The organism is Kitasatospora sp. NPDC094015 (assembly GCF_040304075.1).
GTDB lineage: Bacteria > Actinomycetota > Actinomycetes > Streptomycetales > Streptomycetaceae > Kitasatospora.
The window spans coordinates 83,479-99,755 of record NZ_JBEOUL010000011.1 but is presented as its reverse complement, the minus strand read 5'-3'; the positions used below and the strand labels follow the sequence as shown (position 1 = coordinate 99,755).

The window sequence follows — 16,277 nt, the reverse complement described above, 5'->3', positions numbered from 1 at the left end:
GGTCGGAACGCAGCACTCCTCGGATGGTTGGCCGGCGGTCACCGCCTCGACCGCGCGCTGTTCGACGCCCTGCCCGCCGGGGTCAGGGCCACCCTGCGGCGGTGCGCCACCGTGCCGCGCTTCGGCCCCGAGCTGTTCGACACCCTGCTGTGCCCGCCCGGCGGGCCACCGCTGCTCCACCTGCTGGAGCGCCGGCAGGTCGAGCACGTCCCGCAGACCGACGGCGGGTTCCGGATCGCCGCACCACTGCGGCAGGCGGCCTGGGAGAGCTGGTGGGGCGGCTCCCTGCCCGAGGCCGCGCCCGTCGCCGTCGACGACGAACTCCTCACCCTGGCACGGGCGCTGGCCGACCACTACCGCACGCTGGGGCAGCCGGTGGACGAGCTGCGGCAACTCCTGCTGTCCGATCCAACCGAGGCCCTGCGGCTGTTCGAGACCGAGTTCGCCGCGGCCGACGCCGGGTACGACCTCGCCCGCGGCCAGGACCTGGTGGAGGTGGTGAGCGAGGACGCCCGCGCCTTCCTGGTGAGCGGCCCGCTGGCCCGGGCCCGGCAGGCGGCCGCGCTCCGCCTGCGCGCGCGGGACCTGTGGCGGATGGCCCACAACCGCTCGGCCCGCTACCTCGCACGGCCGGCCGCCGAGGCCCCGCTGCTGCGGCTGCTGGAGGACGGCGAGCCCCGGCTGCTCCGGCTCTGGGCGACGGCCGGCACCGGGAAGACCATGCTGCTCAACTGGTTCACGGCCCGCCACTGCATGGAGCTCCGGCCCCCCGTGCCGTGCGCCCGGGTCGATTTCGACACCGTGGACGCGGTCCAGGTCGACGCCCATCCCTGGCTGCTCCTGGCGGAGTTCGCCGGACAGCTCGACCGCCAGCTGCCCGGCTCCCCGTTCCACGAATTCCTCAGCTCGGTCGCCGAGTTCGACGGTGCGCTCGACCCGCCCGACGCGGACGAGCCGGAGCGCCCCGGCCGGGCGGCGCTCGTGGGTCTCGGCGACCCGGCCGCCACCGCCGCCGAGGTCGAGTCCCGGTTCGCCACCGTCCTGCACGAGGCCGCCACCGAGCGGCCCGTCGTCCTGATCCTCGACACGCTGGAGGAGCTCGCCCTCCGGACCTCCGGCGGGGCCCGTGCCCTCGGCGGCCTGCTCCGGCGGATCCTGGACGCCGTGCCCTCGGTCCGCCTGGTGCTGTCCGGCCGCTACGAGCCCGCCGAGAAGGCCCCCGGCCTGGCGACGGTGACCGAGGGCATGCCCCCGCTGCGCCTCGACGCGTTCACGGACGAGGAGGCGGACCGCTACCTCGGCGAGGTGCGCGCCGTCCGGGACGAACGGCTGCGCGCAGCCATCGTCCGGGCGTCCGGCGGACTGCCGTTCACGCTCGCGCTCTACGCCGATCTGGCACCCCGGCTGACCCCCGACCAGGTCGTCACCGAGCACGGGCCGGGGCTGCTCTACGCGATCGACCGGGTGCTCGAACGCATCGAGGACGACCGGCTGCGGTGGATCCTGCGCTACGGGGTCGTACCGCGCCGCCTGACCTTCGAGTTCCTGCGCGACGTGATGGCACCGCGACTGGCCCGGGCACTCCGGGCGGAGGGCGACGACGACCGGCCCGAGCTGGACCGGCGGCCCGTCCTGCGCCGGCAGATCTTCCTCCCCCAGGACCCGGGCCTGCCGACCGCCGAGGACGGCCTGCGGGAGCTGTGGGACGACCTGACGGCCTACGCCTCCGATGTCTCGTGGCTGCACTGGGACGAGCAGGTACCGCACTCGGTGGTCGTCCACCCCGCCGTCCGCGAGCCGCTGCGCCGGCTGATCGCCGACCATGCCGTTCACCGCCTGCTGCACCGGGACGCGGCGGCCTACTACCACCGGCTGTCCGAGGAGGACCGGTGGAACTGGCCGCTCTGGCGGGTCGAGGAGCTCTACCACCACGTGCACCTCGGGGATCAGGAAGACATCCTGACCGCTTGGCGGGCGGCAGTCGCCGATGCCGACTCCGCGGGCCGGCCCGAGTGGGCCGTGCACGTGGCGCGCGAGCTGCTGGGCGACGGCTTCGGCGAGGAAGCCGGTACGGCGCGGTCCGAGCGCGTGGAAGCGGCCCCCCGACTGGTGCTCGGCGAGGCCCACCTCGTACTCGCCGGGGCCGCGCACCGGGCGGCGCTCGGTGGCGACCGCAGCAGCTGGCGGGCCGTCCTGAGCTCGGTGCTGCGTGCCGAGGAGCTCGCCGGCGCCCTGTTCGACGCTCGCGCGCGGGAGCTCTGCCTGACGCTGACGGCCGAGGCCGCGCTGCGGATCGAGGACCCCTCGCTCTTCGACGACGTGGTCGTGCGGGCCGGCGCCTGGCTCGCCGCGGACCCGGCGACGCAGTGGCCCGCGCTCTCGTCACTCCTGTCCCTCCCGACCGCGCCGCTGGTGCTGTTCGCCCGGAACGCTCTGCGCACGGGCCGCCTGGAGAGCGTCAACGCCCTGCTCACGGCGGCCTACCAGGACGGGCTCGACCGCGACCCGGACCGGGCCGGGGCGGTGGCCGAGGCCGCCGTGACCGCCGTCCTCGAGGCCGGCCGGGTCGACCTCGCCGAGGACTGGGGGCGCATCCTGCACCCGCCGGGACCGGGATGGGCGCAGCTCGGGCGGATCCGCCTGGCCGGCGGCGCGTTCGAGCAGGCCGTCGAGGTCTCCCGAGCGGCCGTCCGGGCCCCCGAGGTGCCGCCCGGACAGCGCTCGGCGGCCGCGGCCGCCGCCGTCGGCGCCCTGCTCGCCCTGCGCCGCCCGCGCGAGGCGGCCCGGCTCGCCCGTGCCCGGTCCGACCGCCCGCCCGCGGCGCACCCCGGCTTCGCCGACGCCGTCGTGACCGCGTGCGAGACCGAGGCCGCGGCGGCCGCCGCGGTCGGCGACACCGCGGCGGCGATCCGCGCCTGGGACCCGCTGCGGCGGCACGACGACCTGGCCCTGGCCCACCGTCAGGTCCGGCTCGCCGAGCTGCAACTGCGGCTGGTCGGCGACCGGCAGGCGGCCCGCAAGGAACTCGGCGAAGCCGCCCGGCGGGGCGCGACCCGCGCCGCAACGGCCCTGCACACCGACTGGCTGCTCGCCTCGGCGGAGGCCGCCGACCCGTCCGACGGCGAGCGTGACGACCTCTTCCGGACCGTGCGCGAGGTCACCCGCCGGTCCGGTTCCGCGGCCCTGCTGGGCCGGGCGGCGCTGGCCGGTCTCGCCCTGCAAGGCGCGGAGCACCGCGACGCGCACCTCGCGGACCTCGTCCGCGCACTCGCCCCCGTCCCCGGGGCCTCGGCCCGGCTGGCCGCGCTGACCGGGCTCGCCCGCTGCCCCGGCCCCTGGCAGGACGGGCAGACCGAGCCGCTCTGGCGGGCGCTGGGCCAGGACGCGCCGCGCCCCTTGCCGGTGACCGGGCCCGACGACGCCGCACTCGGACTCACCCTGGTGGAACTGCTGCGCCTGGGCGGGCGGCGCCGGCAGGCTGCCGAGCTGCTGAACCGGTGCGCCGAGGTCCTGCTGGCCGGGGAACCGCTCGTGCTGCGCGACCGGGCCGCGGCCCTGGCCAGGCTCGGGCTGGCCGCGGAGGTCACCGACGAGGAGGTCGGGACGCTGCTCGCGGCCTACCCCGACAACCCGGTGCCCGCCGCGGAGTTGCTGGTGATCGGGGCGGAGACGGGCGGCGGCCCGGACCAGGCGCAGCGGGCCCTGGACCTGCTGGCGGACATCCCCCGACCGTCCGCCCTGCTCAACCGGGCGCACGCGGCGCTCCCCGGCTCGATCCCTCCCCGCAGGGGGCGCGGTGCGGCGTCCGCACCGCGGGTGCGGCGGGCCTTGCGGTACTCCGAACGCCACGTGCCGGAGCACCTGGTCACGGCCGCGGCCCCACCGGACCCGGCCCCGTCGGCGGCGGTCAGCGGTCCGGGGGCCGAGCTCGGCCGCGAGATCACCGTCCGCATCGACAACCACACCCACCGGCCCGCCGACCACGAACTCGCCATCACCGTCGTCGGACCGAACGGTCGCACCAGGTCGCAGCCGACCACCGTCCGCGAACAGCGGCTGGACCAGTTGCTGGCGGCCGACCCGGACCCCGCGGCGGTGTCGGACCTGCCCCAGCTGGTGGGCCGGATGCTGAGCACGATCGACCGGCCCCTGCTGGTCGCCCTGCTGGTCGGTGCCGCGGCGGCCGCCGCGCCGGTGGCGGCCATGGCCGCGTACGGACTGTTCGCCGCGACGATCGGCCGCCGCGGCGCCGATGTCCGACTGGCCGTCGGCGACCAGCCACTGCTCGCCAGGCTGCCCTGGGAGGACGGCACGCTGGGGCACGCCCCGCTCGCCCGCCGCCGGGGCGTGCGGTACGTGTACCGGGACGGCCCGCGGGCCTTCTCCGACCGCTGGATCCTCCGGGCGGCGGAGTTCGCCCGCCCGGAGCTCGGACCGGACGGCACCGCACGGCTCGCCCGCAGCCTGGAGCACCACCTGCTCGCCCCCGACCGGGACGCCGCCCTGCGCGTTCCGGCCGCAGGAGGCGGATCGCCCCTGGTCGACCTCGGGAACCGGCTCCGCGGGCTGCGCCCTGACCGGCCCGGCCGGGTGCTGTTCCTGCACGGCTCCGACCGCACGCTCCGCGCCAGCCGCTCCGAGTACGGACCCGAGCCCTGGTCGCAGTACCGGAGCGCGGATTGGGAACTCCTGGGGGTGGGCGACCGCGACTACCTGGAGGAGGCCGGTCCCGCGGCCCGACGGCCGGCCGACCTGGTGCACGTCCGGGGGCCGATGGTCGCGGTCCGCGGGGCCGCCGCGGTCGATCTCGCGGCCGAGCGCCGGCCCCCGGTCCTCGCGGAGGAACTGTGCGACCTGCTGGGGGGCTTCCTGGTCGGGCGTCAGCCGTTGATCGTGCTGGAGGTGCCGCCGGTCGGACCGCCGACCGAACGGGCGCGGCAACTCCTGCTCCGCAACGAGCTGGCCCACCGGCTGCTGGCCGACGGGCGGGCCGCGGCGGTCCTCGCGCTCGGCCCGTTCCGGGCGGACGCGAACGGCGGGGCGGGCGGGGCGCCGCTCGACGTCGCCGCGAGCCTGGCGGGCAATTCCCCGCGCAGGGCCTGGCGGCAGCTGGCGAACGCGACCGCGCGGATCTCCCGGCCCGCCGACGGGAGCACGCCGGAGGTACTGCCCGCGCTCTTCAGCCACCTGCCACCCGACCTGCTGGTGCCGCTGGGAGTGCCGGAGTGAGCCCCTCGCGCGACGAGCGCCTCGACGCCGCACTGGCCGCCAAACGCGAGGGTCTGCGGGACGAGTTCGAGCACTGGCACCGGACGACCGCACCGGACGGCCCGCTGCCCGAACTCCACTCCGCGGTCGGCGCGGTCACCCGGCCGCTCGGGGCGGCGCTGGCGCGGCTGGAGGCGGAGGGCGGCGGCCCGGGGGTCGACCGGGGCGCCGCCGAGTCCCGGATCGTCGGACTGCACCAGCTCTGGGGCCACTTCCGCGACCGGCTCGCACCGAGGCTCCTGCCGTTCACCCGCGACTTCCTCGGGTTCGCCGACGACGTGGCCTGGGCCTGCTACGAGCCCGCGCTCCGCGCGGTCACCGCCGCCTGCGCGGGCGAGGTGCTCCCGGTCGAACCGCCACTGATCCACCTGGCGCCGTCCGCCGTGCCGTTCGCCCAGGTCCGCGGCGCCGCCTTCGCCGGCGTGGACGGGGGCCGGCCGCACGCACCGTCCGCGGAGCACCTGGCGCAGGCGCTACGCGTCCTGCCGGTGCCGTTGATCGGCCTCCCGTGGTTCCAGCTGGGCCACCTGCCCGAGGTCGGCTTCGTCGCGCACGAGGTGGGCCACGTGGTGCTGGCCGACCTGGGCCTGCACGGCCCCGTGGGGGCGCTGGTCGACGACGCCTTCGGCGCGCACACGCCCGGCGCCCGGTACTGGCGGTCGGTGCTGCACGAGGCGTTCGCCGACGTGTACGGGGTGCTCGCGCTCGGGCCGGCCTACGCGGCCGCACTCGTCGATCTCGTCACCGTCGGCCCCGACCTGCCCGCTCCGGCGGGCTACCCCCGGTCCGAGGCCCGGGTCGCGCTCGCCGTCGACGCGCTGGAGACCCTCGACCTGACGGCGGAGGCCGAGACCGTCCGCGACCGTTGGCACTCCGGGTCCGCCGCCCACCCCGCCCTTCCGTCCACCGGCCGGTTCACCGGGGCCGTGCTCGGCGAACCGCTCGCCCGGCTCGGCGGGCAGCCCCTGCGGGCACTGTTCCGTACGGGCGACACCGCGGTCGCCGGCCGGCGGGTGGCGGGCGCGCTGCTGGCCGGGGACGCCCTCCCCCAGCAGCAGCCGGTGATCCTGGCCGCCGCCTGCGCCCTGGCGTTCGCCGACGACTTCGCGCGCTACCGCGAGCGGCAGCGCCCGACGGTCACCCGCCGGGTGCTGGACCAGCACGCCGCCCACCGGCAGCGCGGCCCGCGGCCGCTGGAGCCCGACAGTGACGCGCTCGACGCGCAGCGCGACGAGCTGCTCTGGCAGCAACTCGGCGGCGCTGCCGCGGCCGGCTGAGGTCGAGGATTCCCGCCCTCCCCGGCCGGCGTGCGATGCTCGGCGGATGACCGCCGCAGCCGCCCCCCGCAATCCGATCGGTGCCCACGTCCCCGTCGCCGGGCGGGGGCTGGCCGGGACGGGGCTGGCCTACGCGGAGCGGGTGGGGGCGGAGGCGGTGCAGGTCTTCGTGGCCAATCCGCGGGGCTGGGCCACGCCGGCCGGGAACCCCGCGCAGGACGAGGCCTTCCGGGAGGAGTGCGCCCGGCGCGGCATCCCGGCGTACGTGCACGCGCCGTACCTGATCAACTTCGGCTCCGGGTCGGCCTCCACCCGCGAGCGGTCGGTGCAGTCGCTGCGGCACTCGCTGCTGCGGGCGCACGCGATCGGCGCGCTGGGCGTGGTGGTGCACACCGGTTCGGCGCTGTGCGACGGCGGCCGGGCCGGGGCGCTGGCCCAGGTGCGGGCCGACCTGCTGCCGCTGCTGGCGGAGCTGGACGACCTGGGCCCGGACGCGCCCTGGCTGCTGCTGGAGCCGACCGCCGGGCAGGGCAGCTCGCTGTGCGCGCGGATGGGGGACCTGGCCGCGTACGGCGAGGCGCTGGGGCACCACCCGAAGCTGGGGGTCTGTCTCGACACCTGCCACGCCTTCGCGGCCGGGCACGACCTGGCCGCCCCCGGCGGGGTGGCCGCGATGCTGGACGAACTGGTGGCGGCCGTCGGACCGGGACGCCTGCGGCTGATCCACGCCAACGACTCCAAGGACGTGGCCGGGGCCCGCAAGGACCGGCACGAGAACATCGGCGCCGGGCACATCGGCGCCGGACCGTTCGGGGAGCTGCTGGCGCACCCGGCGACGGCCGGCGTCCCGCTGATCATCGAGACGCCGGACGGCCGGCACGACCCCGACCGCGTCGAGGGGGCCCGGCATGCCGCGGACATCGCCCGGCTGAAGGGTCTGCGCACCCCGCTGCCCGGCCCCCGCACCCCGGCGGCCGACCTCGCCGCAGCCGCCCGCGGGGCCGCTGGTTAGGCTCACCGGGTGCCCAAGCTCCCCCGGCTCCCCGCCCTGCCCGCGCTCGACCGCCCGGCCCGGACGCGTCTCGCCCTGCTGGTGGTGATCCTCGCCGCGCTGGCCGGCTCGCTGCTGCTCTGGGACCCGACGGCGGTGATCTCGCACGCGGCGGGCCCGTGGCGGCTGCCGATCGCCGTGCTGGTGTACGCGGTCGGCACACTGGCGTTCGTGCCCAAGCCGGCCCTGAACGCCGCCGCCGGCCTGCTGCTCGGCATCGCCGAGGGCCTGACCATGGCCGTGGTCGCCACCACGCTCGGCGCCGTGCTCGCCTTCTGGCTCGGCCGCGGGCTCGGCCGCGACGCACTGCGGCCGATGCTCCGGGCCCGGCCGCTCGCCGCGTTCGACCGCCGGCTCACCGAGCGCGGGTTCGGCACCGTGCTGCTGCTGCGGATCGTCCCCGGGGTCCCGTTCCAGCCCGCGAACTACGTCTGCGCGCTCTCCGGGGTGCGACTGTGGCCGTACACCTGGGCCACCCTGATCGGGGTGGCGCCGGGCACCGCCGCGTACGTGGTGGCGGGGGCGAGCGCGGGCTCGCCGAGCTCCCCGGCCTTCCTGATCTCGGCGGGCGTGATCGTACTGATGTGCCTGGTCAGCCTGGTGACGCTCTGGCGGGCCCGGGTGGCCGCCCGCCGCGCGCCGCTGCCGGCGGCCGTACCGGAGCCTGGACCGGTCCCGGAGGCCGTACCGGTCCCGGGGGCCACCGTCTGACCGAGGGGTGCCACTCGCCGAGCCGCCACAGGATCGCGGTGTCGACGACCGCCAGCGCGCCGAACGCCACCACCCACGGCCGGTGACCGGAGGGCACCAGCGCGGCCGGTCGGCCCGGTCCGTGCGGGGGCCGGCGTAGGGGCAACCGGCGCGGGTCGTACACACTCCGGGCCGACGCCGCTAAATTGCTGGCCGGGTCGGGGACGGGCGAGCATCATGGCCGCCATGACGACGACTTCCCGGATCGATCCCCCGTTCGCCGCCGACGAGAGCACGATGCTGCACTCCTGGCTCGACTTCCACCGCGCCACCCTCGCCCTGAAGTGCGAGGGCCTGACCGACGATCAGCTGCGCGAGCGCTCGGTCGACCCGTCGAACCTGTCCCTGCTCGGGCTGGTCCGGCACATGACCGAGGTCGAGCAGTACTGGTTCCAGGCCGTGCTGGACGGCGTCGACCTCGGCGAGCGGGGCCTGTACTGGACCAAGGAGAACCCGGACGGCGACTTCGACGGCATCGCCGACGCCGACGTGGCCGCCGACCTCGGCGCCTGGCACGAGCAGATCGCCCTGGCCAGGACCGCGGCCGTCGGCCGGCCGCTGGAGACGCCCGGCAAGACGCTGCGCCGCGGCGAGGAGATCACCCTGCGCTGGATCCTGGTCCACATGATCGAGGAGTACGCGCGCCACAACGGGCACGCCGATCTGCTCCGCGAGCGGATCGACGGCGCCACCGGCGAGTGAACCCGTTACACGATTGTTGACAGACAGTCAACCAAGGCCTGACGCACACCGATATGGTCTACGCGCGCAACCACCGAAGGACCTGCGGCGTCGCTTGAATCATCCGGTCCATCACGGATTTCCTGCTCGCCACAACCCGTCCGGCGGTCGCGAGCGGGCACCGGACCGGTGATCAATGCGATACTCGGACAGTTCCAACAAGTGGATGACGTGTCAGGAAGGCACGCTCACCCGGGGGACGCGTACGGGACGGGACAGGGAGGCGCGGCATGGGAGCACTTCGCGACGAGCACCACAACGGGTGGCTGATGCCCTCCGGACACTACCCCGCTCCGGTGTACGAGGATTCGTGGGACAGCGAGGAGACGCTGCAGAACGTCGCACCCGCGCCGGCGAAGATCGTCTCGCTGCGCCCGACCGGCTTCGAGTCCGCCCGCACCGTGGGCGAGCACATCCGGGCCAGCGTCCCGGTGGTGATGGACCTGACCGAGATGAGCGAGCCCGAGGCCAAGCGGATGGTCGACTTCGCCTCCGGCCTGATCTTCGGCACCCGCGGCGGCATCGAGCGGATCGCCCGCCGGGTCTTCCTGCTCACCCCGGCCGACGTCGAGGTCACCGTGATCGACCGGCCGCTCGACGACACCGGCTTCTACAACCAGAGCTGACGCACCTCCCTCCGCACCGGGGACGGCACCCATGCCGTCCCCGGTTTTCGTTGCCCGGATGCCGCCCCGGCGACTCTCAGGTGAGGCAGCCGGAAATCTCCTGAGACATGGATGTCTCAGATGCTCTAGACTCGATGCATGGCCACCGACCGCGACTCCGTCCTCGAAGCCGCCGTCGGCGTGCTTTCCCGCCGCCCGACCGCGCACCTGGACGAGATCGCCCGGGCCGCCGGCATCAGCCGCGCCACCCTGCACCGGATCTTCCCGGGCCGGGAGGCCCTGATCCGCGAGGTCGGTGCGCTCGGCCTGCGGCGCTTCGCCGCCGCGCTGGACACCGCCGGGATCGACGAGGGCGACACCGAGGCCGCCCTCAGACGCCTGATCGACGCCCTGGTGCCGGACGCGGCGCTCTGCGCCTTCCTGGCCGGGGAGAACCAGCTCTACGACGACCCGGAGATCAACGAGCTCTGGGAGATCCAGGACGCCCGGGTCCGCGCGCTGTTCCTGCGCGGGCAGCAGCAGGGCGTGTTCCGGATCGAACTCTCGGCCGGCTGGCTGAGCGAAGCCTTCTTCGACCTCGTCGCGGGCGTCGGCTGGGCCGTCCAGGACGGACGCCTGGCCCCCCGAGACAGCACCTACTCGCTCGCCGAACTCTTCCTCGGCGGCGCTCTCAGGAGAACTGATAAGTCATGACCGGCAAGCCCCTCCTGCCTGCGGGCGCCCGGCGTCGCTGGGCCGGTCTCGGCGTGCTCGTGCTCGCCGTCACCCTGGTGGCGGTCGACGCCACCGTGCTCTCCCTGGCCATCCCCTCCATCAGCGAGACCCTCCACCCCACCGGCACCCAGCTGCTCTGGATCGGTGACAGCTACTCCTTCGTGCTGGCCGGCCTGCTGGTCAGCATGGGTGCGCTGAGCGACCGGATCGGCCGCAAGAAGCTGCTGCTGATCGGCTCCAGCGCGTTCGGCGCCGCCTCGCTGCTGGCCGCCTACGCGCCCAGCGCCGGCTGGCTGATCCTGGCCCGCGCCCTGCTCGGCGTGGCCGGCGCGACCATCATGCCGTCCACCCTGTCGATGATCCGCACGCTGTTCCCGGACGCCCGGGAGCGGGCCACCGCGATCGGCATCTGGGGCGCTGGCGCCACCGCCGGCGCCGCGCTCGGCCCGCTGGTCGGCGGCGTGCTGCTGGAGCACTTCTGGTGGGGCTCGGTCTTCCTGCTCAACCTGCCGGTGCTGGCCCTGCTGCTGGTGCTGGGCGGCTGGCTGCTGCCCGAGTCGCGCGACCCGAAGCCGGGCCGCTGGGACGTGCTCAGCGTGGTGCTCTCGATGGTCGGCGTGATCACCGCGGTCTACGCCGTCAAGGAGGCCGCCGCGCACGGCCTCGGCGACTGGACCACCCCGGCCGCCTTCGTGGTCGGCGTCACCGCGCTGACCCTGTTCGTCCGCCGCCAGCTGCGGCTGGAGAGCCCCCTGCTGGACGTCCGGCTGTTCGCCGAACCCCGGTTCACGGCGGCGGTGGTCGCCTCGCTCACCGCGCTGATCGGCCTGTCCGGTGTGATCTTCTTCATGTCGCAGTACCTCCAGCTGGTACGCGGCTACGCACCGCTGGCCGCAGGCATCGCCGAGATGCCCGCCTTCGTCGGTGCGGTGGTCGGCGGACTGCTGACCGCCCGGCTGGTCCGCCGGACCGGCAACCGGGTCGCGCTGACCGCGGGCCTGCTCGCGATGGGCGTCGGCATCGGCCTGCTCGGCTGGGTCCACCAGGACACCACCTACCTGCTGCTCGGTGCCTCCTTCCTGGTGGTCGGCACCGCCGAGGGCGTGGTCTACACGCTCGCCTCCGACCTGGTGCTGGGCGCCGCCCCGGCCGACCGCTCCGGCGCCGCCTCGGCCGTGTCGGAGACCGCCTACGAGCTCGGCACCGCGCTCGGCATCGCGCTGGTCGGCTCGGTGCTCACCGCCATCTACCGCGGCGCGCTGGTCGTCCCGGCCGGGACGGCCCCGGACGCGGCCGCCCGGGCCGGCGAGTCGCTGGGCGGGGCGGTGGACGCCGCCGCCGCACTGCCCGACCCGGTCGGCGGCCGGCTGCTCGACGGCGCCGAGAGCGCCTTCGTCCAGGGCATGAACACCTCCGCCTGGCTGGCGGCCGGGCTGTTGCTGCTCTCCGCCGGGCTCTCCTGGTACCTGCTGCGCACCCGGCGCCCGCGCACCGGGGCGGGCGACACCGCGGCCCGGGCCGGCGCCGGGGACGGGGAGTCGGGGGCCGACGACCACCCGGCCGAGGAGCTGGACGCCACCGGAGTGCTCGACAACGCCGGGGTGCTCGACAGCGCCGGCGCCGGGGAGCGGCGGGCGCCGGTCTCCGTCCGGCAGGGCGCCTGAACGCTCCGCCCGGAGCTCGTGGCGCTCGTCCTCGTCCGTCCGCCGCTCCGGCGGGCTGCCGACCGCCTGGTCAGCCGCCCGAGGTCAGCAGCTCGACCAGGGTGCGCACGCCGAAACCGGTCGCACCGGGCGTCCACTCGCCCTCGTCGGTGTCGGCCAGCGCAGTGCCCTGGATGTCCAGGTGCGCCCAGGGGAGGCCGTCCGGCACGAACTCGCGCAGGAACAGCCCGGCCAGCAGGGCCGTGCCGTGCCGGGTGCCGATCGTGTAGTTGACCAGGTCGGCCACGCCCGAGCCGAGCCGGGCGCGGTAGACCTCGGGCAGCGGGAGCGGCCAGTTCGGCTCGCCGGCGCGGGCGCCGGCGGACTGGAGCCGGCCGGTCAGGGCCGGGTCGGTGCCCATCAGGGCGGCGATCCGCCGGCCCAGCGCGACCGCCGCCGCGTCGGTGAGGGTGGCGATGTCGATGATCGTGTCGGGGCGGCTCTCGCCCGCTAGCACCAGCGCGTCGGCGAGGATCAGCCGGCCCTCGGCGTCCGCGTTGCGGATCTCGACCGTCCGGCCGTTCCGCATCCGCAGCACGTCGCCGATCCGGGCCGGATCGGCGTTCGGCATGTTCTCGGTCAGCGGCAGCCAGCCGTCCACCGCGACCGGACAGCCCAGGTCCGCCAGGACCGACATGGCCCCGAGCACGGCCGCGGCGCCGGCCATGTCGGCCTTCATGTCGACCAGTTGGGCATTGGGCTTGAGCGAGAGGCCACCCGCGTCGAAGGTCACGCCCTTGCCGACCAGCGCGATCCGGCGGGCGGATCCGGCCGCCTGGCCGGGCCGCGCCGACCGGGGCGGCCGGTACCCGAGCCGGACCAGCCGGGGCGGCTCCAGCGAGCCCCGCGCCACCCCGAGCAGACCGCCCAGGCGCTCGGCGGCGATCCGGTCGGTGTCCCAGACCTCGCACTCCAGGCCCGCCCCGGCGGCCACCTCCACCGCCCGCTCGGCGAACACCCGCGGCGTGAGCACCCCGCCCGGCTCGTTGACCAGGTCGCGGGCGAGCAGCACCGCCTCGCCCAGCCGGCGCCCGGCGAACAGGCCCGCCCTGGCCTCCGGCCGGTCCACGGCCAGCACGTCGATCCGCTGGTCCGGCGGCTCGGCGCCGGTGGTGCGGTACCCGGCGAAGCGGTAGCCGCCGAGCAGGTACCCCTCGACCAGCGGTCCGAGGTCGGCGCTCGGCGGCCGCAGCGCCAGGTGCCGGTAGCCGGCCACCGCGCGGGCCAGCCGGGCCGCCGCCCCGCGCACCGCCGCCCGGTCGAGGTCCCCGCGCGGGCCGCAGCCGAGCAGCACGGTGACCGGGTCCCCCGGCAGCTGGAGGCTCTGGCCGACCGCGCCGGTGAAGCCGCTGCCCGCCAGGAAGGCGGGCGACAGCGACCGCGGCAGGTCGCCGGAGTGCACCGGCAGCACCACCGCCTCGGCGCCCGGCCCCGGCTCCGGGCGCAGCCGCCACTCCACGCTCATGCGCCCGGGCCCCGGCCACGGGCGGCCGTGCGGGCCGCGCCCCAGGCCTCCAGGCCGGCCAGGTACTCGGCCGCCGTCCCGGCCGTGGTGCCCGCCCCCGCGGTGTCCGCCCAGCCACGGGCGGCCGAGACGGCGTACGGGTCCAGCCGCAGCGCCTGCAGGGAGCAGTCCTCGGCGAGCACCGGCTCGCCGGCCCGGGCGAAGCAGTCGGCCGCCGCCGCGTACCCGAGCGCGGTGGAGACCGGGCCGAGCCGGGCGGTGCGCAGGTAGCTGTCGGCCGCCTCGCGGTGGCGCCCGCGCCTGACCAGGCTCTCGGCCTGCTCGATGTGGGTCTTGGGCTCGTACGGGTCCAGCGCGAGCGCCTCGGCGACCAGCCGGTGCCCGGCCTCGTCCTCGCCGAAGGCGTAGCACTCCTTGGAGCGGCTCTCCAGGCAGGCGCGGAGGTTCTCGCGCCGCAGGAACTCCTGGTACTCACCGTCGGCGGGCACGGCCCGGGCGAGCTCCTCGGCCCGGTCCATGTCCTGGCGCAGCAGGTCGCGGTCGCGCTCCAGGAACGGGACGTAGCTGACGCTGCGGTAGAACCGGCTCTCCATCATCATCTTCTCGAACGGGGACCAGCCGTCCTGTGCCAGCAGGTCGGCCAGCGCCTGCGCGCCGATCCGGCGCCAGCGCCGCGCCTCCTCGATCGACCGGGTCTCCCGGGCGTGGAAGACCACGGCGAAGACCGCGATCACGAATCGCAGGTGGGTCGGGCAGTCCGGCCGGTCGGCGATCTCGAAGGAATGCACCGGCGCCACCACCTGCCCGCCGACCGAACCGACGTAGCGGACGGTGTCCAGCCAGTGGTGCAGCCGGAGTTCCTCCGGTGTGCCGAGTTCGGCCACCGGAATGTCGGGGATCAGGTCGAGCACGAGTTTCCCGAAACCGAGCCGGTAGAGCACCACGGCGATCCGGTGGCGGCCCTCGGTGTCGAATTCCTGGAATTCCTCGACCCACCGGCAGAGTTGGTCCCAGGCCGGGGTGCGCAGCCGTTCCGGCAGGTCGGCGGGGTGCGTCACGGCGAATTCGGTGAGGCCGGATTCCCGGATCAGATTGCCGCGGAACGCCGGCGGCATGAGCCGCTGCCAGTTGACCTCGGGCCGGGCGCCGCGCTCGGCGAAGGCGAAGGCGAGGCCCGGCAGCCGGGCGTAGAGCCCGGGCGACTGCGATTCGCCGAGGTTGAAGTACGAGGCGTACATCCGGTAATGCCAGTTGTTCTCCCACGGGCGGCCGGGTTCGCGGTGGGCGGCGCGGCGGGTCACCTCGGCGAGCGGCTCGTCGCCGGCGGCGAGGCAGGCCTCGACCAGGCGGTCGCGGGTGAGGACGGCGCGCGGGGCGGCCCGGAAGGCCCGCTCGGTGAGCACCCGGGCGAACTCGTCGTGGCCGAGCCGGCGGGCCGAGCCGGCCGCCTGGAGCAGTGCGAAGGCGGTGCCGAACGGGCCGAGCCGGGCCGCGTGGAGGTAGCCGGCCAGGGCCTGCCGGTGGTCGCCGGCGCGCTCGTCGGCCTGGGCGGCCTGCATCCGGATCTTGACGCACCAGGGGTCGAGGGCGATGCCCTCCTCGATCGCCCGGCGCTCCGCCTCGGTGTCGCCGAGCCGGACGGCGATCTCCACCCGGCGGTCGACCAGCCGCCGGCGGGACTCCAGCAGCACGGCCTTGTCCTCGGGGCCGGCGGCGGTCAGTCCGGCGACCGTGGAGCGGGCCGCCTCCAGCAGGGCCCGGGCGTCGGCGAAGTCGCGCCGGCGCTCGGCGTGCATCACCTCGCGCAGGGCCAGCCGGGCGGTCAGGATGCCGTGCTCGAAGTCACCGAGTTCGGCCGAGACGTCCTTCAGCAGGCGTTGGGCCTTGGCCAGTTGGGGCGCGATCGCGCTGTCGTCGCCGGAGTGCCGGGCGAGCAGGTAGCCCCAGCCGGCGACCGACTGGACGTGCGTGACGGTGGGCACCGGGTGCTCGACCAGCGGCCGGTAGGCCGCCACCGTCCGGGCGGACAGGCCCTCGGAGCCGAACAGGGCGACCGCCCGGGCGGCCTGCAGGCCGGCCACGACCGGCTCCCGGCAGGCCTCCTCGGAGAGGTCCTCGGGGACGACCTCCAGCACGGCCGGCAGCAGGCAGGCGGCCACCAGCCAGTGCGCGAGGCCGGCCCGGTCGACCGGGTCGAGGCCGGCCCGGTGGCGGTAGGCCTCGGCCATCCGCTGCCAGGCCGGGGAGGCAAGCCGCGCCGGCAGGTCGGTCGGGGCGGTGACGCGGTAGGCGCTCAGCCGCGACTCCTCGACCAGCAGCTGCCGGTAGCTGGCGGGCATCGTCATGCCGAACCGCAGGGCGGTCGGCGTGCGCTGTTCGAAGCGCCGGGCGGCCAGCACAGCGGCCCGCGCCTGAACGGTCGTGCACGGCGACTGCGCGCCGTCGAAATAGGGCCGGTGCACCTCGAAGGTCAACCAGCTCGGTGCATTCACACCGACGATTCCGCGACTGAACTCCCAGCGGTCCACGCGCCCATTCCCCCCTCGTCGCCCGCACCCGGAGGCACGCCCCGCGGCCGGAACCGAAGGGCGTGTCCGAAGTGGATCAGTTTCAGGCCGCGTCGTCGATCAGACAGGTCCAGCAGTCCGCTGCGCCGGTGCTGATCTCGACCTCGTCCGCGAG

General features: G+C 75.9%; 10 protein-coding genes. 8 read left to right on the top strand and 2 right to left on the bottom strand.

Annotated features, from left to right (window positions below):
- Window positions 1-27: 27 nt before the first annotated feature.
- The 8 genes from ABT014_RS16320 to ABT014_RS16285 all read left to right on the top strand — a co-directional run bounded on the left by ABT014_RS16320 (window position 28) and on the right by ABT014_RS16285 (window position 12,091).
- Window positions 28-5,229, top strand: a complete 5,202-nt coding sequence (locus ABT014_RS16320) for a hypothetical protein (RefSeq protein ID WP_350639420.1) — start codon at window positions 28-30, stop codon at window positions 5,227-5,229.
- Window positions 5,226-6,545 carry a hypothetical protein gene (locus tag ABT014_RS16315; protein ID WP_350639419.1) on the top strand — a complete coding sequence of 440 codons (1,320 nt, stop codon included), beginning with the start codon at window positions 5,226-5,228 and terminating at the stop codon, window positions 6,543-6,545. The genes ABT014_RS16320 and ABT014_RS16315 overlap by 4 nt, the downstream gene beginning before the upstream one ends.
- A gap of 46 nt (window positions 6,546-6,591) precedes the next feature.
- On the top strand, window positions 6,592-7,557 hold the full coding sequence (locus ABT014_RS16310) for a deoxyribonuclease IV (RefSeq protein WP_350639418.1): 966 nt from the start codon (window positions 6,592-6,594) through the stop codon (window positions 7,555-7,557).
- A 9-nt stretch (window positions 7,558-7,566) separates the two neighbouring features.
- Complete coding sequence (locus ABT014_RS16305) at window positions 7,567-8,307, top strand: TVP38/TMEM64 family protein (protein ID WP_350639417.1); 741 nt, start codon at window positions 7,567-7,569, stop codon at window positions 8,305-8,307.
- 225 nt (window positions 8,308-8,532) lie between these two features.
- On the top strand, window positions 8,533-9,048 hold the full coding sequence (locus ABT014_RS16300; RefSeq protein WP_350639416.1) for a DinB family protein: 516 nt from the start codon (window positions 8,533-8,535) through the stop codon (window positions 9,046-9,048).
- Between the two features lie 269 nt (window positions 9,049-9,317).
- Window positions 9,318-9,713: a cell division protein SepF gene (locus tag ABT014_RS16295; RefSeq protein WP_350639415.1), complete on the top strand. Its 396-nt coding sequence runs from the start codon at window positions 9,318-9,320 to the stop codon at window positions 9,711-9,713.
- Between the two features lie 138 nt (window positions 9,714-9,851).
- The gene (locus ABT014_RS16290) at window positions 9,852-10,406 is read left to right on the top strand and encodes a TetR/AcrR family transcriptional regulator (RefSeq protein ID WP_350639414.1); all 555 of its coding nucleotides are present in this window, start codon (window positions 9,852-9,854) and stop codon (window positions 10,404-10,406) included.
- On the top strand, window positions 10,403-12,091 hold the full coding sequence (locus tag ABT014_RS16285) for an MFS transporter (protein ID WP_350639413.1): 1,689 nt from the start codon (window positions 10,403-10,405) through the stop codon (window positions 12,089-12,091). Before ABT014_RS16290 ends, ABT014_RS16285 begins: the two co-directional genes overlap by 4 nt.
- Before the next feature lie 70 nt (window positions 12,092-12,161).
- Here ABT014_RS16285 and ABT014_RS16280 read toward each other — a convergent pair whose 3' ends face one another.
- Window positions 12,162-13,595: a leucyl aminopeptidase gene (locus ABT014_RS16280; protein ID WP_350639412.1), complete on the bottom strand. Its 1,434-nt coding sequence runs from the start codon at window positions 13,593-13,595 to the stop codon at window positions 12,162-12,164.
- Window positions 13,592-16,087 carry a tetratricopeptide repeat protein gene (locus tag ABT014_RS16275; protein WP_350639411.1) on the bottom strand — a complete coding sequence of 832 codons (2,496 nt, stop codon included), beginning with the start codon at window positions 16,085-16,087 and terminating at the stop codon, window positions 13,592-13,594. The genes ABT014_RS16280 and ABT014_RS16275 overlap by 4 nt, the downstream gene beginning before the upstream one ends.
- Between the last annotated feature and the right edge of the window lie 190 nt (window positions 16,088-16,277).